The following is a 20,365-nucleotide window of genomic DNA, read 5'->3' on the forward strand; positions in this document are numbered from 1 at the left end:
CCGTGCACAAGCCCTGTGCCGCGTAAATAGCCCTACCGCGCGCGGCCCGAGGGGGAAGAGAGGTGAGGGTCGCCGTCTTGTGCGAGTGTTACAAGGACAAGTGCTGGGTGGCCCACCACTTCGGCATGGCGCCCTTCATCTGTTTGTTCGAGGACGGGAGGGAGGTGGAGAGGCTGAGGAACCCTTTCGTCACGGCGGAGAGGGGCAAGGGGAGGCTGTTGGCCGAGTTCTTGGCGAGTAAGGGGGTCCAAGTAGTAATAGGCCCCGAGGCCCAAAGCCACGGCGCGTCCAGATGGGTAGAGGCCTTGGGCATGAGAGTAATTTCAGCAAACCCGGGGACGCCGGTAGAAGAGGCCTTGAAGGCGTTGTGAAGGTCCTCTGGGCGCTCTACACGGCAGTCCTAGCCTACGGCCTCACCTTGATGCCTCCCTCCCAAGTAGCCCTCGCCGAGAGGGCCACAGACCCTTGGTCCCTCGACCCCGGCGCGTCCGCGAGGCACTTCCTCCTCTTCTTCTTGGAGGGCCTCCTCTCCCGCTCGTTCGGCTGGGACGGCCTCACGGCCTCGACGGTCTTAGCGGGGTCCACGGAGCTCTTCCAGACGTTCGTGCCGTGGAGGACTTACGACTGGAGGGACCTCTTCGCGAACTTCTTAGGCGCGCTCGTGGGCTTCTCGACGGCGAACATTTTAAAAAACAAACTCAAAGCTAGGGCTTAACGAATACGTACTGCAAGAAGGAGTGAGGGCGAAAGATGGAACAGACACGATTCTAGTGGGGTACAAGAACAACGAGCTCTCGGCGGCTTGCTCCCTCTTGAGCGAGGCGATCGCCGAGGCGGGGGAGAGGGCTATCCCCTTGAGAAGGGGAGCTGTTCATTTACTGGTTTTTCAGATCGAAGGAAGCGGGCTTCGAGAAGGCGATTAAGGAGTTGGAGGACCTGATCGCCGCTTTTAACGAAATCATGAAGGCGTTGGGGATGGGCGAGCCCTTCAAGAGAGGTAGCTTGAAATTCTACGTTCTTTCGATAGACCCCAAGAAGTTGGAGCAGCTGAGAAAAGAATTCGTAAAGAAGGTGGACGACTTGTTCAACGACGTCGACCCCGGGAAGGCTCAGACTCTGATGTCGGCTATGGTCGACAGGTGGGGGTAAGGGGAGTTGAGGTGAGCGATCAGGGTAACGAGGAGGGCTGATGTGCGGCATCATCCTCTTCGGCCCGTGGAGCGCCTTAACCGAGCCGTCCCTCAGGAACGAGGAGTTTAGGGGGCTCGTGAAAGAGGACATAGAGCGGGTGATGGACAGAAAGGTAATAGAGCGGGTCGGGAAGGCCCTTAAGATAGAAGGGTACATAACCAGTAAGACGTACACAGCGCCCCAGGAAACCAGCCCCCTCCTCCCCCGAGGTTCAACGTCTCCAGCTACTTAGGCCTAGCTTGATTGGCAATAGTTTTCGACTTGTACCCTTCCGGGTCGATACTGGAGGCGGAGTTCGCTAGGAACGCCGGCGTTCCGGCGGTGAGGCTAGGCTGCTCCGCCGGATACCTCTGTTACGAGGAAGGCCCCAAAACTACGGGGGCGGAGTCCTAGTGGGCTCTTCGGACACGCTTAACAGCCACGTGGGCACTGCCTTCGCCGTCCTCCCGGTAGGCTTCGTCCGCTGTCTCAAGGGGACGGAGGGCTGTAAGGGGGCGAGGGCCGATTTCCGGAAGTCCTTGAGGGACGCGATTAACTGCTTGAATCAGTCAGTTAAAAGAGCGGGACGAGGTATATAAGGCACCAAACCGGTTGAGCGCTAACTCGAGGGGAGCGTTCGAGGTCAGGCTGAACTTAGAGACCGTGGAAAGGACGTGCCTCGGGCGGGCTTCCTAATTACGCCCCCCGCCCCGCTAGGGCGGGGAGAGGCGTTGGTGGAGGCTTTGGTATTCATGGTTGTCGAGCCACAAGCGGTAACTGAGATACCAAAGAAACTCAAAGATATGAAGGAGGTCAAGGCAATATACGAAGTTACCGGCGACTACGACTTCGTTATAATGATGGAGGGGGAGAGCTACAGCGACATAGCCAAGACGTTGAGGGAGAAAATATTAAAGATACCGGGGGTGGTTAGGACTACCACCTCCTTCATAGTCGCTAAACACAAATAAAAGCCCTACCTCTTCAAGAGTTCTAGTATTATTTTCACGCCCCTCTCGCTCAAGGCGCCTAAGGAGGCCACCGCTTCCCCGCTCGTGCGGTTAACGAACACGTTGCCGGGGGTGGCTACATAAGGGAACAGCCTCTGGGCCAGCTCCAAGGCCTTCTGGTTAGCTTCCCTTAGCTCGCGCTCGCCCGCGGTTACGTTAGAGAGCTTTATCTGGTTCTTGTACAAGTTCTCGAAGTTCTCTGCTATCTTGTGTTCTAAGTTGAAGAACTCCTCGGCGGCCCCCCTCTTCCTCAGCTCGTTCTGTTGGTAGGCCAAGCGCAAGCTCTCCTCGAAGCCCGGCGCGTTGGTGTGGAAGGCAACGACTATGGGTATTAGGTAGGCCTTGCCTTCTTTGACCATCTCTTCTATTATTTTAGCTCCCCCGCTCCTGTAGAACAATGCGCAGTAGGGGCAGAGGGGGTCCAAGAGCTCCACTATCCAGACCCCCGCCCGCGGGTCCCCCAAACCCCCGGTGACGTTGAGCTTCAAGAGCAGCTCGGTGTAGTTCCCGGCATAAACGTAGAGGGGCGCCTGGGGGGCAGGGTACAAGCAGTACTTGGAGCCGTCGCAGCCCTCCAGAAGCTTCCCGAACCTCTCGCACTCACCAACTTGCTTTTCATTTATCTTGACCACGACGGCCGGCAGCCAGCCGGTGTAGTTGCCTAAGGCATTTTTATAATCGTCTACGTATATATACTTTATATACGTCCCTGGCTTGAGCTTCGGGTAGATCTTGGTGACGACGTCGCTTGTTAGGTAGGTGACGTTGGAGTGTGCGCGAAAGCACTGGGCCCCCAAGGCGCCCAGCGCGAGGGCCAAGACTATTGCGATAGCCCTCAACCCTCTTTCCCACACGCGGCCGTCGGGGAGGATTAAATTTTACCTCCGTAACGCGCCCCTCGCTAAGCTCATCAGATTCAAAGTCGAGCCCCTCTCACATGCGCTGTTGGACCTAGACCGCTTTCGGCAAAGCGGAGAGCCGTTGCGCACTCCGAAGACGTCCCTCGCGGACCAACGCGGTCGAGTCTCCGGTTTCGTTCCTAAGAGGCAGACCTTGAAGCGGCCTGCTTCAAGCTTCACTGCGTTGCTTCTTTCGTTTTGTCTAGCTACGTAGATCTAGTATTACAAATCGCCAAACTTTTGTATTTGTTTATTTCTCTTTCCACATTCACCCACATGGGAACATCTTATATTCGAAAGCGCACCATTACTATTCACTCTCTCAAACCCCCTTATATCTTTTCATGGGAACGCTGAAGATCGTGGAGGGAAGGGCAGAGGAAAAATTTCTTGAATAAAGGGAAAAGTTTGGGGAATTGTAAACTCGCAGTAGAATGCAATTCTTTTAAGGGAAAGACCTTGGAGCTTTATATGGAAGGCTTCGGTGGAGTCTCAAGAGAGAATGGAAAGGTACTAATGCCGTATTACCAAATCTAAACGATAGGCGAGATGTGGAGTCTCAAGAGAGAATGGAAAGTGTACTTGTGCTACTGATGAAGAAGATGGGGTGAGAGCGTGGAGTCTCAAGAGAGAATGGAAAGAACAGGGTCAGTATCTTCGGCAGGAACGTGTCCGTCACCTTCTGTGGAGTCTCAAGAGAGGATGGAAAGATCACCCGCCGGCCAGGCGGCACCTTCTTCCTAGCTCTTTTGTAGAGTCTCAAAAGAGGATAGAAAGTGGTAAAATCATTCCGGTGGGAATAGAAATTCGGGAAGTGGAGTCTCAAAAGAGGATAGAAAGAAGACTAGTTTTATTATATCGTCTACGTCTATTCTTAACACTTGTAGAGTCTCAAGAGAGAATAGGAAGCGAGCAAGCGTCACAAAAATAGAACCAAAATCCCTTAAGGGAATAATCAAGAAGTAACGTTCCTTAAGCTCTACACCGACGTGTCCTTGCGAACCCCTAACGTACACTTAAAGACAAATAAAGCACCTCCGTTCCTTCTCGCGAAGCAACTAAAGGGGATGCGGGGCGGAGGGGACCAAAACTTAGTACGCCTTTGGTCCAAGGCCTCACGTGAAGTTCGAAATGCTCGAAAGGGGCTCCGCGCCGACGCTGCTACTCATAGGGATTGCCTTATTCATACTTGCCATCATATCCTCGATTATATTTGAATTGCTCAGGGTCCACGAGACGCACTCAATTAAGGTCGTCCAAGGCTTGGAGAACTTCGTGCCCTTGAAGGGCTGCGACCTCCACCTCAAGAGTTACAAGTATACAACCTTGAAAAAGGTAGGAAAGGGGCTCTTGATTTTAACCTTCCTAAAGCCTTCGACTCACATAATAGTAACTGAGAGGTGCCCCCTAGCCGACGTTACCTACGATATAGAGGTGACGCCCAACGTATACTCCTACGGTCCGGTGTCAGTCAACGTGTTGAAAGTCGGGAGCTACACGAAGGTTATCTTTGGGTACGACTGCTCCGGCTGTAAGGTCAAGTACTCGGTCCGGGGAGGGGGAGTGGCCAGCAAGGAGGAGCTCCCCGGGCTGTTGGCCCTCACCGTAGTGGGCAACGCGACGATAGAGTTCAAGCTCCTCGACGATAAGGGCTCCCTCAAGGGCTACGCTAAGGTCTATCCCTATAGCGACTCCGACGGGGACGGGCTGAGCAGCTTCCTAGAGGTTTTGAAGGGTAGCAGCGATAAGAAGGTTGATACCGACGGGGACGGGGTCGGCGACTACGAGGAGGCGGTGGTTTACAACACCGACCCCTCCAAGCCGGATACGGACGGGGATGGCTTAAGCGACAAGGTCGAGCTCGTCCTCAAGACCAGCCCGACGAGCCCGGACACGGACGGCGACGGCTTGACGGACGGCAAGGAGGTCTCCCTCAAGACCGACCCCTGGAACCCGGACTCCGACGACGACGGCCTGAGCGACGGGGAAGAGCTGGTTTACGGCACCAACCCCTTGAGCCCCGACACGGACAAAGACGGCTTGGACGACGGGGAGGAGGTGTTGAAGTACAAGTGCGACCCCTCCAAGCCGGATACCGACGGGGACGGCCTAAGCGATTATAAGGAAGCGAAGCTGGGCACCGACCCCACTTCGGAGGACACCGATAAGGACGGCTTGGACGACGCGAAGGAGCTTTCCTTAGGGACGAGCCCTACTTCCGCCGACACGGACGGGGACGGGTTGAACGACTCGGAGGAGCTGGAAGCGGGCTTGGACCCGAAGGACCCCGACGTGGACAACGACGGTTTGCCGGACGGCAAGGAGCTCAAACTGGGCACGGACCCCAAGGACCCGGACACGGACGACGACGGACTCCCCGACGGCAAGGAGGCGAAGTTGGGTTCGGACCCCTTCAAGGAAGATACCGACGGGGACGGGTTGAAGGACGGGGAGGAGGCGGAGCTCTGCTCCTCTCCCACTTCCTTAGACACCGACGGCGACGGGGTGCCGGACGCGAAGGAGGTGGAGCTGAAGACCTCCCCGTGCGAAAGGGACACCGACGGCGACGGGCTGGACGACGGAATAGAGCTGAGGCTCGGCACCGACCCCCGGAACCCGGACACGGACAAGGACGGCCTGCCGGACGGGGCCGACTACAAGCTGGCCGACCCCTTCGACTACGACACTGACGATGACGGCATACCAGACGGGAAGGAGTACGAGCTGGGCACGGACCCCAAGAGCGGCGACAGCGACCACGACGGCTTGAGCGACCTCGAGGAGCTTCGAATGGGGACCGACCCGACCAGCCCCGACACCGATGAGGACGGCTTGAACGACTACTACGAGTACGAGCGCGGCTTGGACCCTAGGTCCTCCGACACGGACGGGGACGGGTTGGGCGACGGGAGGGAGCTGGAGTTGGGCACCGACCCCAAGGACCCGGACAGCGACGGCGACGGCGTTCCGGACGGGGAGGACCGGTGCCCGCTGAGCCCGAACGTGGGCGAGGTTATCCTAAGGGTCCCCGAGCCCTTCGAAATAGACCGGGCTTGCGTCGAGGGGGAGTGTGACAGCAAGGCCTTTGATAGGGACATATACGTCTTCGAGCTCTCCTCCAGTCCCCCTGAGGTGTACGTCAAGGCTAAGATAATGTTGTGCAAGTACAGGACGATATTCAACATATGCGTGGACGCCGACTACTGGGGGGTGGAGGGGCGCGTGGGGAGGGACGAGAGCGCGAACTTGTGCGTCTGGACGGACCTCTTCCGGTACGTGTGCGTTACGGTGACCTACAAGAGCGTCTGTCCGTGAGCTCCGAGCGCCCACAAACCCTCATAGAGATCCGGTTCGGAACCGGCTTAGGCGAGGCCCTTGAACGCGCTTAAGGCCTTCGTTATAATGGTAGCGTTGAGCGCAATAACCTTGGCACAGCTGAAGGAGGTGAGCGACGGGGTCTGGGCCCTCGAGGTCGAGGGGAAGAAGAGCGTGAAGGTTAAGTTGCGCTTCGAGCACGAGTGGACCTTCGTGGCCTACACCGAAGAGCTCTGCGACGGCAAGCCCCACTGGCTCTTCCAAGTGATCAAGGACTTCCCGGAGGACATGCCTTGCTTGAGGGAAGGCGAGCCCCGCTGCCTCAAGGCCTTCACCGGCTCCTCCCCGTTGGCGAGGCCCAAGGAGTGGGTCGTGGTGATGAGAGGGGGAGAGTGGTACTGGTGCGACGGCTGGAAGAAGGGGGGCTACGCGGAGCTCCACGCGGACGTTGCGCTCCCGAAGGTCAAGCCCCTCTACTTGGTGGTCTCCGCGGCGGAGGTCGGGGGGTGGAGCGAGTACTCCCAAGCCTTCTACGACGCGTACTTGGTAATAAAGGTGTATGACATAAGCGGCTCCGAGCCAGCGACGGTCAAGGAAGTCTACTTGGGCGACGACAACCCCGGCTGGTTGGAGGTAAAGTTAGACCTCTCGAAGTACGCCGGCCACAAGGTGAGGATATCCATAGGCCCCAAGGCAGGGGGGCACGTGCAAGCTTGCGCGGGCTGCACCGGCACTTGGGACGGCGAGGATGTGGGGATCGACTACGTGGAGATAGTTGACGGAAAGGGGAGGAAGGTGTTCTTCGAGGGCTTCTCCTTGGAAAGACACAGCCCCCCTCCCGCGGCCGGAGGGGGCTTGGTGGCGCGCTACTCCTTCGACGGCTGCAGCTTGAAGGACTTCAGCGGCAACGGGCACCACTTGAGGGTTCTCAAGGGCGAGTTCGCTTGCGTCCCGGGCCCCCGCGGGGAGGCCGCTTGGTTCGACGGCTCCACAGCTCTGGCCAGCGAAGACTTCTCTTGGAGCTCCGACAGCTTCACTATAGTTTACTTGGTCAGGTTCGACAAGCCCTACGAGGGTTGGCTGGTGACCCTCGTGAGGGGGAAGGACTCCTCCGACTTCGCGGATCCGGGCGAGCACGGCTTCGCCTTGCAGTTCCACGTAAGGGACTACGACAGTGCCGAGATAGAGGCGGTCCCCCACTTGAGGCTCACCGGCTATGATAGCTACTTCGCGAGGGACTTGGGCGTCACCTTGAAGTTCCGGAGGGGGGCTTGGACCTTCGTCGCGGCCACATACGACGGCAGCAACTTCGCGCTCTACGTCAACGGCGTCAAGGTGTACGAGGGGTACGTGGGGAAGGTGACTCTCAGCAAGGAGCCCATGCCCTTGCTCTTGGGCTACGACCCCCAAGGTTTAACGGAGTACTTAATAGGAGCCTTGGACGAGGTAATGGTTTACGACAGGGCCTTGAGCGAGGGCGAGGTCGAAGCACTCTACCGGGCGCTCCTCTTCGGCGGAGCCCCTCAAGCGCCCCCGCGCCCCTCCCCGGTGGTCGCCCTCATAACCGGGACCGTGACCATAATCCCGTGGAAACCGGTCACGGTGACGGTCGTAAGTAGGTAAAAAAGATTTTAGAGGTACAACACGCCGGCCAGCAACAACACGTCGCTTATTATCCTCAGCACGTACCACGTGTTCAGCATCGGGGTCCCCTTCCAAGCCGCGTACAAGGGCAGTATCGCCGCGTACACCAAGAAGCTCAGGCCGAGCAGCAGCCCGCCGAGCACCTTGAGTTTGTAGTATATCTGAAAGCCCGCGGCGGCGGCAACCAAGCTCCCGGGGATCAAGAAGACCCACTGGGCCAGCGCGAAGAAGGGGTGCTTCACGTCCTCCGCGACCCAGACGCAGTAAAGCCTCAGCGCCAAGAACGCCAAGGCTCCTACCGCAGCGTAAACCTTAACGTATTCCGCTACCTTGCTCTTCAACAAGTCTTTTACGAGCTGTGATATTACCATCAAGGACAAGGCCATGAAAGACGCCACCAACACGTTCCTCAAGCTCTCGAACACCTTGTAATTGACGTCCTTCACGAACTTAGCCATCTCGTAGTTGTACTCTTGCCTTATCCAGCTCAAGACGGTGCCGCCCAGCGTGTGGGCCAAGGCGTAGGTGAGCACCCCGAGCCCGAAGTACAAGGCGGCCTTGTCCTTGGACTTCGCGTAAAAGTAGAGGAGCGCCGCCGCTATGGCGTACTCTATCAAAGAGCTGACCTCGGCCGCGATCATGGTCCTTTCAAGAACGTTCTCTTTATGCCTACTAATTTGGGTATGGTTCCCTTTGCGAAACAGAACGGTACCGGACGGTCAAGGTTGCCGATATATAGACGCGCGCGAAGGCGTAGCTTGAGGACTGGCGCCCTTGAGCGAGTTCAAGCTCCTCCGCGTGAACTTGAGCTCCCAAAAGGTTAGGGAGGAGAGAGTAGACGAGAAGACCTTGAGGAGGTTCTTGGGCGGAAGGGGGCTGGGCGCCTACTTGGCCTTGAAGGAGATACCCAAGGGCGCCGACCCCCTGGGCCCGGAGAACAAGCTCTTCATCATGTCCGGCCCCGTAACTGGCACTGCAGAGGGCTTCGAGGCCGGGAGGACCCACTTCGTGGGCAAGAGCCCCCTGACGGGCCTCTTGGGAGAGAGCAACATGGGCGGGCGCTTCGCCCCTTGGATGAGGTACTCCGGCTACGACGGGATAGTGCTGGAGGGCAAGTCCGACGAGCCCGTCTGGATAAGCGTAATTGATGGGGAGGTGAAGTTCCACAGCGCCAAGGAGGTTTGGGGGAGGGGCACCCACTACACGGAGTACTACGTGAAGAAGCAGCTAAACGCCAAGCCCAACGAAGGGGCCGTGTTGGCCATAGGGCCCGCCGGGGAGAACGGGGTCCGCTTCGCCAGCTTGATCCACGCCGGCGGGAGGGCCGGCGGGAGGACGGGCCTGGGCGCAGTGATGGGCTCTAAAAAGGTCAAGGCGATTTACGTGTACGGCACTAGGAAGCCCGAGGTGGTCGACGAGGAGAGGTTCAAGAAGGGGGTGGAACACCTCAAAGAGAAGATAGGCAACCACCCGGTCAAGAAGGCCTTGAACAGCTACGGCACGGCCGTCTTGGTGAACATCATCAACAAGATAGGCGCCCTCCCCACCAAGAACTGGAGGAAGGGGACCTTCGAGAAGGCCGAAGAGATAAGCGGGGAGAGGATGGCGGAGAAGTACTTGGTCAAGACCAGGGGGTGCTGGGGCTGTCAGATAGAGTGCGGGAGGCTGGTCAAGACCTACTCCCCGGAGTGGGGAGTGCCGGAGGGCTCCAAGGGGCCGGAGTACGAGACCATATTCGCTATAGGCTCCAACTTGGAGCTCTCCAACTTGGAGGCCATAATTAGGATAAACCACGTTCTGAACGACCTGGGAATGGATACTATAGAGTTCGGGAACACGGTTGCTGTACTCATGGAGTTGTACGAGAGGGCCGAAGAGCTCGGCGAGAAGTCCGAGGAACTGAAGAAGCTCTTGGACGGCCTCAGGCCGGTTTGGGGGGTGCCCAACCCGGTGTTGGAGCTCGCCTACAAGGTCGCCAACAGGGACGGCATAGGCAACGTCATGGCTAACGGCGCGAAGGCCTTGGCGGAGGCCTTCGGCTGCGACTGCGTGGCCGAGGCGAGGGGCATGAGCTTGCCGGCCTACGACCCCAGGGCTATAAAGGCTATGGCATTGGCCTACGCCACCTCCAACAGGGGAGGGTGCCACTTGAGGGCCTACGCGGTGAGCTTCGAGGTGTTAGGCATACCAGTCAAGACCGACCCGCTTGAGGTAAACAAGGAGAAGGCTAAGATGGTGAAGGAGCAGCAAGACTTCTTCGCCTCCATAGACAGCATGATAGTGTGTAAGTTCAACACCTTCATGACCCCCTCGCCGGAGGACTACGTGGACTTGTTGGCCGGAGTTACGGGCTGGGACGTAACTGCGGACGAGATAATGGAGATAGGCGAGAGGATATACAACGTGGAGAGGCTGTTCAACGTCCGCGAGGGCGACCCCGGAGACTACTTGAGCAAGAGGCTGTTGGAAGAGGCCCTCCCCGACGGCCCAGCGAAGGGGGAGACCGCGAAGGAGGCCTTGGAGGTCATGCTCCCGGCCTACTACGAGTACAGAGGGTGGGAGGACGGCAAGCCCACAGAGGAGACCTTGAAGAGGTTAGGCCTCCAAGAGTTCCTCTACATAATATAAAATTTTATTTACTTGTTGAAGTATAAGGTCGCCAACACCGCGTATATCGCAGAGGTCGCGGCCGAGGTGGCGCAGGCCCCCGCGCAAGCGGGGCAGCAGAAGAGGCAAGCTAGGTAGCCCCCAAGCCCGCCGAAGAGCGCGGCGACCGGGGCCCCCTTCGAGAAGGGCCCGGCGAGGCCTAGGGCTTGGGCGAGGAGGAGGGCGGTTAGGAAGCTTAAGGCTAGGGGGAGCAAGTAGCTCAAGCCCCTCCCTCGCTCCAAACTTTTCTAAGCTTTCGATAATTAGTTAACGTCCCGGAGCTGGGCGCTTGGAGGGAAGGAGCTCAGTGCGGGCCAAGCTTCGCTGCGTCCGGTGCGGGGCCGAGTACGACGTACAGCCCAAGATGTTCTCGTGCCCCAAGTGCGGGGGCTTGCTGGAGGTGGTAATAGAGCCGGAGGAGCTGCCCCCCTTCTCTGAGTTCACCAAGAGGAGCAGGATGAAGGGGATATGGCGGTTCGCGGAGCTCCTCCCGGTCAAGAGCGGTTCCCCAGTAACGATGGGCGAGGGCAATACCCCCCTCATAAGGTTGGAGAAGCTGGAGAAGGTGATAGGCGTAAGGAGGCTGTACGCGAAGTTCGAAGGGGCCAACCCTACGGGCTCCTTTAAGGACAGGGGCATGAGCCTGGCGGTGACCGTAGCCAAGGAGGTTAAGGCCAGAGCGGTTGTGGCAGCCTCCACTGGCAACACGGCTGCTTCCGCTGCCGCCTACTCGGCCAGGGCGGGGCTCAAGACGTTCTTGATACTCCCGAGCGGCAAGGTGGCCTTGGGCAAGCTGGCCCAGAGCTTGTTGCACGGGGCGGTGGTGGTCGAGCTGGAGGGGAACTTCGACGCGGCCTTGGAGGCGGTCAAGGAGCTGGCCAAGATGCCGGAGTTTTACCCGTTGAACTCCTTCAACCCTTGGAGGCTCGAGGGTCAGAAGACCTTGGCCTTCGAGCTGTTCGAAGAAATAGGGGTCCCGGACGTGGTCGTGGTGCCCGTGGGCAACGCGGGCAACATATCCGCCATATGGAAGGGATTCAAGGAGTTGAAGGAGTTCGGCTACTCCGAGGCCTTGCCCAAGATGGTCGGGGTCCAAGCGGAGGGGGCCTCGCCCATAGCCTCCGCCTTCAAGGCCGGGCTGAACGCCCCGCTCTTCACCGACTCGCCCGAGACCGTGGCCACTGCAATAAGGATAGGGAAGCCCGTGAACTGGATGAAGGCTTGGAAGGCCGTGACGGAGTCCGGGGGAACCTTCGAGGTAGTTTCGGACTCTGAAATCATAAGGGCCCAAAGGCTCCTCGCGAGGGAGGAGGGCGTGGCGGCCGAGCCGGCGGGCGCGGCGAGCTTGGCCGGGGTGGTGAGGCTGGCCTCTGAGGGCTACTTCAACGGGGACGAAGTGGTAACCGTGGTGGTCACGGGCCACGGGCTGAAGGACCCGGACAGCGTGAAGTTCCACCCCGCGAACAAGCTGACGGCCTTGAACGTAGAGGACGCGGTGGAGAAGGTCGTAAGCGCGTTGAAGGTGGTCGCTTGAGGCCTCCCAAGCTCTTCCTCCTCCTCTCCTACGCGCTGATCTTCGCTTCCCTCCTCTCCGGCCCCCTCTTCTGGGCCCTCTTCGCCTCCGGCGCGCTCCTCGCAGTCCTCTCCTACGCGGCCTTGGTCCTAGAGCTTAAAGCGGAGGTCAAGTGGAGGGAGCTGGAGCTGGCCTCCCGAAGGGTGGAGTCCCTTGCTGGTGGGCCTTCCCGAGGGCTTGGAGGGCTATCGGGTCCTAGAGAGGGTGGACGTGATAGTCCTCGGGGAATTCGAGGGGGAGAGAGAGCTGGAGCTGAGGGCGCTCTTGGAGGTGTTAGAAGGGGTGGGGACGAGGAGGGTTAGGACCCCGTGGGCGGGCGAGGGCTTGGTGATACCGCCGTGGAGGAAGAGGAGGGACTGGAGGACCAAGCTTTTGCCCTACGAGGTCGAGGGGGACTTCGAGCTGTTGCTCTGGTTTCAAAGCCCCCACCCGTGCGGAGGGGTGCCGGACATCATGATATCCCCTCCCCCCTGGGAGCTCAAGGGAGGGGTGCTCAAGTTCTCCGGCTCCCCCGCTTGGAGGCTCCCCCAAGAGCCCTTGGGGTGGAGGCCGGAGGTCGTGGTGGAGGTGAAGAGGAGGCCTAAGAGCTGCAAGAAGTACCTTGCCCCGGTGAGGATAATGGCGGTGCAAGAGCCGGGGGAAGCGGAGGGCTGGGAGGTGGTTAGGTTAGGGGAGCTGGGGAGGAGGGTGAGGGAAGTGTTAGAAGAGCGTTGGCACTAGCCCCCCGTCCACTTGCAAGGAGACCCCGTTCACGTAAGAGGCGGCCTCGGAGGCTAGGAACACCACAGCCCTAGCCACCTCCTCCGGCTCCGCCAGCCTCTTGAGGGGTATAGCGTCGCTCAGCTCCCTGAGGGCTTCCTCGTAGCTCTTCCCCTCCATTTCCGCCTTCTTCTTGATGACCTCCTTAACCCTCTCGGTGAGGGTGTAGCCGGGGAGGACGGAGTTGAACGTAATCCCCTTCCCGGCGTACTCCTTAACCAAGGTCTTCATTAAGCCCGCTATCCCGACCCTAACCGCGTTGGAGAGCACCAAGCCCTCCAAGGGCATCTTTATGGCCACGCTAGTTATGTAAACTACCCTCCCCCACCCCCTCTCTACCATCTCCGGGAGGACCAGCTTGGTCAAGTGGGCGGCACTCTCCAGCAAGAGCTTATACGCTTCTTCCCAGTCCTCCAAGGTCGTCTCCTCGAAGGCCTTGGCAGGGGGGCCGCCGGAGTTGAAGACGAAGACGTCCACCCCGCCGAGGGCCTTCCTGGCCTCCCCCACCAGCCTCTCCCTGTCCTCCTTGGACCTCAAGTCCGCCGTAGTCCCCCGGACCTCGCCCAAGGGGGAGAGCTCCTCCAAGGCTCTTTTGACGTTCTCCTCCCTCCTGGAGCTTATGAACACCTTCGCGCCCTCCTTTAGGAACTCCCTCGCCACAGCGAGGCCTATGCCCTTAGTGGAGGCCGTGACCAAGACCCTCTTGCCCGCCAGCCCCAAGTCCACGGGGGGCACCGCTCACTTCAGTATAACCACCTTAGTTAAGTCCTCCGCGGCGTAGGAGCGGGGGAAGACCCTCCTAGCCTCCTCCAAGTGCCTCCTCAAGTCCTTGTACCTAGCGGAGAAGTGGACCATCAAGAGCTGCTTGACCCCGGCCCTAGCCGCTGCCGTCGCCGCGTCCTCCGCGGTGGAGTGCCCCCTGTCGTGGGCCTCCTCCTTTAACTCCTTGGTGAAGGTGGCCTCGTGGACCAATAAGTCAGCCCCCTCGGCCTCTTCCACCAGCCTCTCGCAAGGAGCCGTGTCGCCGCTGTAGACCACCTTTATCCTCTCGCCCTCGAACGTGAAGTCCTCGTACTTGAACACCCTCCCCTCCCAGACCACGTCCTCCCCGCGCTGGAGCCTCCCCCAGAGCCTCTTGGGCAGCCCCTCCCTTTCCAACACGTCTGCCCTCACCTTCCTCTTGGAAGCGGTCTCCACCGACACGCCGAAGGCGGGGACCGTGTGATTCACTGGAAACACCTTTAACTTCAAGTTCCTATAAGTTATTTCTGCATCCCTAAGGACTTCCACTACCTTTATCGGGTAAGGGGGGTAGAAGTAAGTGAGCTCAAAGGACGAGAGGAGGAAGTCCTTCAACCCCTTGGGTCCTATCACCAGCAGCTCGTCCCTCCTGGAGGCCATGGCCATGGTCTGGAGCAGGCCCGGGAGGCCGAGGACGTGGTCCCCGTGGAGGTGGGAGACGAAGACTACCTTTATCCTCGAGAAGCTTATCTTGGCCTTCATGAGCTGGAACTGCGTCCCCTCGCCGCAGTCCAAGAGCGCCCCAACCCCTTCGTACTCGAAGTAGTGGGCTGGCAGGGCCCTCTCGGGGGCCGGGGAGGCGGCGCCGCTGCCCAGCACTACGAACCTCGCCCTCTTCAAAGCCCCTTTCCTTTGAAAGGGGGAGCGGAAGGCCCCCTTATGGGGGATGCCCGAATGCACCTCCTCCGAGGGGTGAGGAGAAGGTAAGGAGGGGGACCCTTAGCACCTAAGCGCGGGCTCCAGCGCGTTCTCGGCCAAGACGTCCGTGTTCAACACTAATGGGTCGTCAGTGCCTAGGAGGACCCTCAAGCCCTTTGAGACGAAGCACCCGAGCGGGTGAACCCCGGGCTTCAAGACTATGATCATGTTAGAGGTGGAGCACGTCTCTATGATAACCTCCCTCTTCTTTCCTGAACGCCTTATGGAGTTCTTCAAGCGCTGAGGCCTCTGAAGGGTTGACGTCCTGCAAGGTTTGGCGTAGAGAACCTCGCTACAGCACTACAACGCAAAGGTTTTCTATAAATAAGCTTTCGGAGGATATCATACCTGCAAGACCCAATTCAAAGCGGCTTTTAGAGCTTCTTTGTACGCATCCTCGATGTTATCAAAGGTCCTCGGTCCTTGAGGCGTCATGACGCCGTAGAGGACCGGCGGGCAGAAGCGGCCCACGTTCCTCCTTCCCCGTCCGATCAACACTTCCTTTACCGCCACGAACCTCCTGTCGCACGAGATTCTGGGCTTCCCGCCGACAAACACCGAGACCCCGCCCACGTGGTAGAGCTTCTTGCCCTTGGGATCCCCTTCTATGACCTTAAGGAGGGACCAGTCGAAGAGCGGTAACACCGCTGCCCCCTCCCTTACGGGTACGAACCAAATGGTGGAGACCCTCCTACCCTCCTCCGCGCTCACCCTCATCCCGCCGCCACAAGTCCTCTCGCAGTACATCTCCGGAATGCCGGAGGCTAGGAGGTAGCCGTAGAAGTTGAAGTCCTCGCGTCCGGGACAAGAACACCTTATCTTAGACCGCCTCGGGAGGCCCAAGGGCCACGTGTGGATGTTGCTCCCTATCTCCTTCATCGGCCTCCTCGCCTTCCTCTTCCACTCGCTCTTTAACACGGACTTGGCTATCTCTTCTATTATCATTCCGTAATCGTTTGTGGGGATCCGCTTGAGGTACTCAGTACAGAGGTCCTTCGGGTCGCCTAGGTGCGGGACCTCCCTCCCGTCGCTGAAGTCCCCCAAGGCCTTTGGGTTGAGTTGCTCTGCTAGCTCACCCGCGCTAATCAAAAGATCTTCAACGCTCCTCAAGAGATTTTCAATAATCTTCTTGACGTCCTCACAAGAGGGTCCGGAGGGGCTTTCCCAGAACCTGCCGAAGCCGCGGGACGCGGCCTTCCCAATTCCTATTACCGTCAGGGCTGCCTTTACGCTGTTAACGAAAGCTCTCTCCAACGCTTTCGCGTAACCGCTAAGCCCGAGCCTCCGGAGGCGCCCCTCATCAATGGAATAGTAAACCTTTAGGCGAAGCGCCCCCGGGGGCAAGGGGGCCTTCGTCCCGGACTTGTCGTCCCTCCTTATCAACGCGTGGTAGCGGTTCTTCTTGGCGTACTTCGGGTTCCAAGCGTGCTCCTTTAGGACTTCCACCTCCACCCTCAACCCGAAGAGGGACGCTACGCTCAAACACCCGAAGAGCAAGCACAAGATCGAGTGTTCCCCTATCTTTAACTTCAACTTCTTCTTTTGCCTTTTTTCTTCCTCTCTCTTCCCTTCTTCGTAAGCTTCCTTCTTCAGCTTCTTCTTTGACTTCTCCTCTTCCCTCTCCTCCCCGTAAGCTTCCCTGTAGCTCTTCGGGGCATCTAAGTAGGCGTTGAGGGCGAGGGTGAAGGCGTACCTAGCCCTCGCGAGCAGGGCTTGGGAGGTGGGCAGGCCGGTGACAACCCTCCTCCCCCTGAAGTCAGTAAAGGTCTCGCCCTTCCAGTCGCCCACCATTATGGGAGTGTAGTTGACGTAAGTCCCCAGGGGCTTCCACGGGTCAGCCAAGCTCTGGCGCACCAACTCGGTTAGGTCCAAAACGCGCGCCCCCTAGCTTCTCTACCTCGTGCTTTAATAGCCCTCGCCGTCACAGAACTCCTCCAACACCTTCTTAATTATTAAGCTTGAAGAGCAGAGGCCGCCGGGTATGCACCTCTTCTCCTTCATCCTCACCACTTCCACCTCCAGCCCCCTCTTCCTCAGCTCCTCCTTCAGCTCCTCCTCGTCCCACGTCTGGTCGGGGCCCAAGAAGATGACGTCCGGCTTGAGCTTGACTACGGTCTCTATCGGGTCCTCCCCGCCCACGTAAGCCTCCTTGACGTACTTCAAGCTGCCCACCACGTACCTCCTCTGCTCTTGGGGCACCACCGGCCCCCTCCCCTTCAGCCTCTTCACGGTCTCGTCCCTAGCGACCACAACTATGACGTCGCCGAGCTTGGAGGCCTCCTTCAACAGCTCCACGTGTCCGGGGTGCACGATGTCGAAGGTCCCGCCGACGAAGACCCTCTTCCTCCTCTCCCTCTTCCACTCGAACTCGGCCTTTCCTATCATCCTTAAGGCGTCTAACAAGCCCTCGGCGTAGGAAGCCGTCACCAGCGCGGTCTCGCAGTCTCCGGAGTTCAAGTAGTACTCGGTGTCCTCCACGTACCTCTTGGCTAGGTCCACCACCTCGCTCGCTTCGGGAGAATACTTAATATTGCTAATTACTCCCTTCAGGTTGTTCAAATACTTCGCGGCCCTCTCGCAGCTCAAGCTCTCTCCGAGGGGCTTGGCTGGGGAACCTTAACCGCTGAGGCCTCCGAGACCCCCTCCAGCGCCCTCAGCCGCTCCTCCACCTCCTTGGGGTCCAACTCCTTGGGCACCTCCGCGATTATCTGGCACTCGGCGCTCTCCCCCTTCTTCACGGTCTTGCAGCTGGTGGCGAGCTGGTTCACCCCCATTTCGGCTAGCTTCTCCGCTATCTCCGCCAACTTGCCCTTTTCGTCCTTGAACAACACAAATATTTCCAATATGACCTTGTCCTCGCTCACGCTGGGAAGGATGGTTATTTCACCCTTGTTGAGGTCGGCTATCATCACGACGTAGCTGCCGCCCTCTATGTTCAGCGCGTCCCTCACAGTCCTAGGTATGGTAATCCTTCCCTTCATATCGACCTTCAACAACTCTACTAGCCTCAAGACGGCGTTTCCCGTGGGACCGTTGTGGTCTGAGCTTCTAAAACGTCACTCGGGGGGCTTGGACGCCTCCTCCGAGACTTGCTCGGCCATCTCCTTTAACTCCTCAAGCTTTTCCTCGTCCAAGTAAGGAGCTACCAAGTAAACTACGTAGGGGGAGCCTTGGTAGGCGTACTTGGGGAAGGTTATGACGAAGTAAGGCACCTTCACCACCGCTACCTTCCCCTCCTTCCTCATGTCGTACTTGCTCAGCGCTTCGTACTGCTCCGGGGTCAAGGGGAGCTCGTACTCGAACTCCACGAAGTCCCCCATTATCATAAAGTCCTTGCTCTCGGGCTTCCACTCGTCCTTCAATGCGGCTATGGCCTTCTGCCTCACCACCTCGTTCATGTCGCCCTTTATAACAACGGCGTTCGCGCCGGTCTCCGGATCGTACTTCACCAAGACTAACCTCATGGCCCCTTCCTCGAACGGGCTCGAAGGGAAGGCTTTATGGTTTGAGCGCCCCCGCAACGTCACTTAAATTTAAATGAAGTCGGAATCTCAGTGGGGTTCATTTTGCGCGCTCTAAAGGCAGACCTCCACGTGCATACCACCTACAGCGACGGCCTGGACCCGGTCGAGGTAGTCTTGGAGGCCGCACTGGAAAAGGGACTTGACGTAATAGCCATAACCGATCACAACACTTTTAAGGGCAGCTTGGCGGCCTCCAAGGTTATAAAGGAAAAAGGGTTGGACTTGGTGCTCGTGTACGGAAACGAGGTGAGGGCAAGCTACTTGGGAAAGTTAATGGACGTGCTCGTCCTCTGCCCGGAGTACCCGGGGGAGGGGTGGCCGAGGGACGCCTTGACCCTTTACGACTGGGCGGAGAAGAGGGGCTGCCTTTACGTCCCGGCCCACCCCTTCGACTCCCGGAGGTACGGCTGCGGGGAGCTGCTCTACGACTTGGAGGTCCACGCGATAGAGGTCTGGAACGCCAGAGCTCCTAGGTCGTTGAACGAAGAAGCCTTGAGGGCCGCGGAGCTCCTCGGCAAGCCCGGGATAGCTAACAGCGACGCCCACGAGGCCGAACAAGTCGCCTTGGCGCACAGCGTCCTAGAGGCCGAGCCCACCCCCGAAGGGGTCTTGGAGGCCATCTTGAAGGGGAGGGTTAGGGTGGTGAAGGGGAGCGTATCTACCATGGGCTACTTGAAGTACGTAAAGAGGAAGCTCTTAAACAAGAGGAGGCGTTACTGAAGTTCGAACTTCTCCATCAACTTGTTCAGCATTCCCCTCTTCCTCTTTAGTTGCCTTATCATCTTCCGAGTCATCTGGTAGTGTTTGAGGAGCTCCTCCACGTCCTTAACGCTCGTGCCGGAGCCTATGGCTATTCTCCTCATCCTGGACCTGTCTATAATGTTAGGCTTCTCGAGCTCCTCCAAGGTCATGGAGTTCAGTATCGCGAGCCACTTGTCGAGGACCTTGTCGTCCACTTGTCCTAGGACCTTGTCGTTGAGCGCCAACCCCACCCCCGGGAGCATCTGGAGCAGCTTCTTGAGAGACCCCATCTTCTTAACTGACACTATTTGGTAGTAGAGGTCCTTCAAGGTTATGTCTCCCTTCTCCAGCACCTTCTGGCTTATCTCCTCCAGCTTGTCGGCCTCTTCCAAGCCCTTGAGCCTCTCCAGCAGCCCCTCCAGGTCGCCCAGCCCCAGTATTCTTGCGACGAACTTCTTGGGCTTGAACGGTTCCAACTCCTCCAGCTTCTCTCCGGTGCCCACGAACTTTATGGTGGCCCCCGTGACCGCGACCGCGGAGAGCGCGCCCCCGCCCTTCGCCGTTCCGTCCAGCTTCGTTACCACTATGGACCCTATAGGCGTGGTCTTGTGGAAGGCCTCCGCCAACGCCTTCGCTTGCTGACCTATGCTGGCGTCTATAACCAACATGACCTCGTCAGGCTTTATTGCCTCGCTCATCTCCTTCATCTCCTTGAGGAGTTCCGCCTCGTTCTTGTGCCTCCCCGCGGTGTCAACTATTATTATTTCAGCGCCTTGGGACTTGGCCCACTCCACCCCCCTCTTCGCTATGCCAACCGCGTCGTCCCCGGGCTCGGTGTAAAACAAAACCTTCGCCCTCTCGGCGAGCTGGCGGAGCTGGTCCTTCGCCCCCGGCCTGTAGGTGTCTGCGGCCACCAAGGCGACGCGGTAACCCCTGACCTTGTAGAACCTAGCTAGCTTGCCGGCGGTAGTGGTCTTCCCGCTTCCTTGGACGCCGACCATCATTATGACCCACGGCACCTTAGGGGGCTTCAGCTCGGGCTCCTTGTCGCCCCCGAACAAGTTGGCCAGCTCTTCGTAGACTATCTTTACGAACCAGTCCCTCCTGGAGGCGCCCGGGGGAGGCCTCTCCTTGAGGGCCCTCTCCCTTATCCTCTTGGTAAGTTGTAGCACCAGCTTAACGTTGACGTCAGACTTTATTAGGGTCTTCTGGAGCTCCTTTATAAATAGGTTGACGGAGGTCTCGTAGTCAGCTGACGACCGGAGGAACTTCTTCACCGCCTCCCTAACTCCGTCGAGCAAAATTGCTAGCCCCAGAACTTATTGGGCAAGGGGTATTTCAAGTAGGGTCACACCGTTCGAAAGC

Annotated in this window: 23 protein-coding genes; 12 read left to right on the forward strand and 11 right to left on the reverse strand. The window is 58.6% G+C overall.

Annotation, left to right across the window (positions count from 1 at the left end; all coding sequences use genetic code 11):
• Positions 1 to 62: 62 nt before the first annotated feature.
• From IGNI_RS05260 to IGNI_RS05290, 6 genes are all read left to right on the forward strand, one after another.
• The gene (locus IGNI_RS05260; RefSeq protein WP_012123165.1) at positions 63 to 371 is read left to right on the forward strand and encodes a NifB/NifX family molybdenum-iron cluster-binding protein; all 309 of its coding nucleotides are present in this window, start codon (positions 63 to 65) and stop codon (positions 369 to 371) included.
• Positions 368 to 715, forward strand: coding sequence for a VanZ family protein (locus IGNI_RS05265; protein ID WP_012123166.1), 348 nt, complete (start codon positions 368 to 370; stop codon positions 713 to 715). The genes IGNI_RS05260 and IGNI_RS05265 overlap by 4 nt, the downstream gene beginning before the upstream one ends.
• Before the next feature lie 212 nt (positions 716 to 927).
• Positions 928 to 1,149, forward strand: coding sequence for a hypothetical protein (locus tag IGNI_RS05275; RefSeq protein ID WP_012123167.1), 222 nt, complete (start codon positions 928 to 930; stop codon positions 1,147 to 1,149).
• A 40-nt stretch (positions 1,150 to 1,189) separates the two neighbouring features.
• Positions 1,190 to 1,423, forward strand: coding sequence for a hypothetical protein (locus tag IGNI_RS05280; RefSeq protein ID WP_012123168.1), 234 nt, complete (start codon positions 1,190 to 1,192; stop codon positions 1,421 to 1,423).
• 11 nt (positions 1,424 to 1,434) lie between these two features.
• Entirely contained in the window at positions 1,435 to 1,584 is a 150-nt protein-coding gene (locus IGNI_RS07800; protein ID WP_012123169.1) for a hypothetical protein, read from the forward strand.
• Positions 1,585 to 1,904: 320 nt separating this feature from the next.
• Positions 1,905 to 2,141 (forward strand): Lrp/AsnC family transcriptional regulator, encoded by a 237-nt coding sequence (locus tag IGNI_RS05290; protein ID WP_238374127.1) that lies wholly within the window; start codon positions 1,905 to 1,907, stop codon positions 2,139 to 2,141.
• 5 nt (positions 2,142 to 2,146) lie between these two features.
• Here IGNI_RS05290 and IGNI_RS05295 read toward each other — a convergent pair whose 3' ends face one another.
• On the reverse strand, positions 2,147 to 3,019 hold the full coding sequence (locus IGNI_RS05295; protein WP_012123171.1) for a thioredoxin domain-containing protein: 873 nt from the start codon (positions 3,017 to 3,019) through the stop codon (positions 2,147 to 2,149).
• Between the two features lie 1,179 nt (positions 3,020 to 4,198).
• Between IGNI_RS05295 and IGNI_RS05300 the strand changes: the two genes are divergently transcribed.
• Entirely contained in the window at positions 4,199 to 6,394 is a 2,196-nt protein-coding gene (locus tag IGNI_RS05300; RefSeq protein WP_012123172.1) for a thrombospondin type 3 repeat-containing protein, read from the forward strand.
• Between the two features lie 60 nt (positions 6,395 to 6,454).
• Positions 6,455 to 8,017: a LamG domain-containing protein gene (locus IGNI_RS05305; protein ID WP_012123173.1), complete on the forward strand. Its 1,563-nt coding sequence runs from the start codon at positions 6,455 to 6,457 to the stop codon at positions 8,015 to 8,017.
• 8 nt (positions 8,018 to 8,025) lie between these two features.
• Here IGNI_RS05305 and IGNI_RS05310 read toward each other — a convergent pair whose 3' ends face one another.
• Complete coding sequence (locus tag IGNI_RS05310; RefSeq protein WP_052570211.1) at positions 8,026 to 8,679, reverse strand: hypothetical protein; 654 nt, start codon at positions 8,677 to 8,679, stop codon at positions 8,026 to 8,028.
• A gap of 133 nt (positions 8,680 to 8,812) precedes the next feature.
• On the opposite strand from IGNI_RS05310, the gene IGNI_RS05315 reads away from it, so the two are divergent.
• On the forward strand, positions 8,813 to 10,666 hold the full coding sequence (locus IGNI_RS05315) for an aldehyde ferredoxin oxidoreductase family protein (RefSeq protein ID WP_012123175.1): 1,854 nt from the start codon (positions 8,813 to 8,815) through the stop codon (positions 10,664 to 10,666).
• An 8-nt stretch (positions 10,667 to 10,674) separates the two neighbouring features.
• Here IGNI_RS05315 and IGNI_RS05320 read toward each other — a convergent pair whose 3' ends face one another.
• Positions 10,675 to 10,908 (reverse strand): hypothetical protein, encoded by a 234-nt coding sequence (locus tag IGNI_RS05320; protein WP_148202258.1) that lies wholly within the window; start codon positions 10,906 to 10,908, stop codon positions 10,675 to 10,677.
• A gap of 83 nt (positions 10,909 to 10,991) precedes the next feature.
• On the opposite strand from IGNI_RS05320, the gene thrC reads away from it, so the two are divergent.
• Entirely contained in the window at positions 10,992 to 12,218 is a 1,227-nt protein-coding gene (thrC, locus tag IGNI_RS05325) for a threonine synthase (protein WP_012123177.1), read from the forward strand.
• 192 nt (positions 12,219 to 12,410) lie between these two features.
• Positions 12,411 to 12,977: a hypothetical protein gene (locus tag IGNI_RS05330; RefSeq protein ID WP_012123178.1), complete on the forward strand. Its 567-nt coding sequence runs from the start codon at positions 12,411 to 12,413 to the stop codon at positions 12,975 to 12,977.
• On the opposite strand, the gene IGNI_RS05335 is transcribed toward IGNI_RS05330, so the two are convergent.
• The 7 genes from IGNI_RS05335 to IGNI_RS05365 all read right to left on the reverse strand — a co-directional run bounded on the left by IGNI_RS05335 (position 12,957) and on the right by IGNI_RS05365 (position 18,199).
• Positions 12,957 to 13,742 carry an SDR family oxidoreductase gene (locus tag IGNI_RS05335; RefSeq protein ID WP_012123179.1) on the reverse strand — a complete coding sequence of 262 codons (786 nt, stop codon included), beginning with the start codon at positions 13,740 to 13,742 and terminating at the stop codon, positions 12,957 to 12,959. The two genes, IGNI_RS05330 and IGNI_RS05335, sit on opposite strands and share 21 nt — an antisense overlap.
• Before the next feature lie 12 nt (positions 13,743 to 13,754).
• On the reverse strand, positions 13,755 to 14,657 hold the full coding sequence (gene rnz, locus IGNI_RS05340) for a ribonuclease Z (RefSeq protein WP_012123180.1): 903 nt from the start codon (positions 14,655 to 14,657) through the stop codon (positions 13,755 to 13,757).
• A gap of 99 nt (positions 14,658 to 14,756) precedes the next feature.
• A complete protein-coding gene (locus IGNI_RS05345; protein WP_052570213.1) occupies positions 14,757 to 14,972 on the reverse strand; it encodes a hypothetical protein in 216 nt (71 codons plus the stop codon).
• A gap of 105 nt (positions 14,973 to 15,077) precedes the next feature.
• Positions 15,078 to 16,607 (reverse strand): RAMP superfamily CRISPR-associated protein, encoded by a 1,530-nt coding sequence (locus IGNI_RS05350; protein WP_012123181.1) that lies wholly within the window; start codon positions 16,605 to 16,607, stop codon positions 15,078 to 15,080.
• Positions 16,608 to 16,640: 33 nt separating this feature from the next.
• Positions 16,641 to 17,321 carry a DUF357 domain-containing protein gene (locus IGNI_RS05355; RefSeq protein ID WP_012123182.1) on the reverse strand — a complete coding sequence of 227 codons (681 nt, stop codon included), beginning with the start codon at positions 17,319 to 17,321 and terminating at the stop codon, positions 16,641 to 16,643.
• On the reverse strand, positions 17,318 to 17,746 hold the full coding sequence (locus IGNI_RS05360) for an AbrB/MazE/SpoVT family DNA-binding domain-containing protein (protein WP_012123183.1): 429 nt from the start codon (positions 17,744 to 17,746) through the stop codon (positions 17,318 to 17,320). Before IGNI_RS05360 ends, IGNI_RS05355 begins: the two co-directional genes overlap by 4 nt.
• A gap of 45 nt (positions 17,747 to 17,791) precedes the next feature.
• A complete protein-coding gene (locus IGNI_RS05365; protein ID WP_052570215.1) occupies positions 17,792 to 18,199 on the reverse strand; it encodes a DUF2286 domain-containing protein in 408 nt (135 codons plus the stop codon).
• 102 nt (positions 18,200 to 18,301) lie between these two features.
• Here IGNI_RS05365 and IGNI_RS05370 point away from each other — a divergent pair, with 102 nt between their 5' ends.
• Positions 18,302 to 18,979 (forward strand): PHP domain-containing protein, encoded by a 678-nt coding sequence (locus IGNI_RS05370; RefSeq protein ID WP_012123185.1) that lies wholly within the window; start codon positions 18,302 to 18,304, stop codon positions 18,977 to 18,979.
• On the opposite strand, the gene IGNI_RS05375 is transcribed toward IGNI_RS05370, so the two are convergent.
• Positions 18,973 to 20,301, reverse strand: a complete 1,329-nt coding sequence (locus tag IGNI_RS05375; RefSeq protein WP_012123186.1) for a signal recognition particle protein Srp54 — start codon at positions 20,299 to 20,301, stop codon at positions 18,973 to 18,975. The genes IGNI_RS05370 and IGNI_RS05375 overlap by 7 nt on opposite strands.
• Positions 20,302 to 20,365 lie beyond the last annotated feature (64 nt).

This window comes from Ignicoccus hospitalis KIN4/I, from assembly GCF_000017945.1.
GTDB classification, from domain to species: Archaea; Thermoproteota; Thermoprotei_A; order Sulfolobales; family Ignicoccaceae; genus Ignicoccus; species Ignicoccus hospitalis.

What these genes read in the sequence shown, in the direction of transcription:
- IGNI_RS05280 (WP_012123168.1), top strand. Translation starts at nt 1,190, where the DNA reads ATGTGCGGCATCATCCTCTTCGGCCCGTGGAGCGCCTTAACCGAGCCG.
- IGNI_RS05310 (WP_052570211.1), bottom strand. Translation starts at nt 8,679, where the DNA reads ATGATCGCGGCCGAGGTCAGCTCTTTGATAGAGTACGCCATAGCGGCG.
- IGNI_RS05365 (WP_052570215.1), bottom strand. Translation starts at nt 18,199, where the DNA reads ATGAGGTTAGTCTTGGTGAAGTACGATCCGGAGACCGGCGCGAACGCC.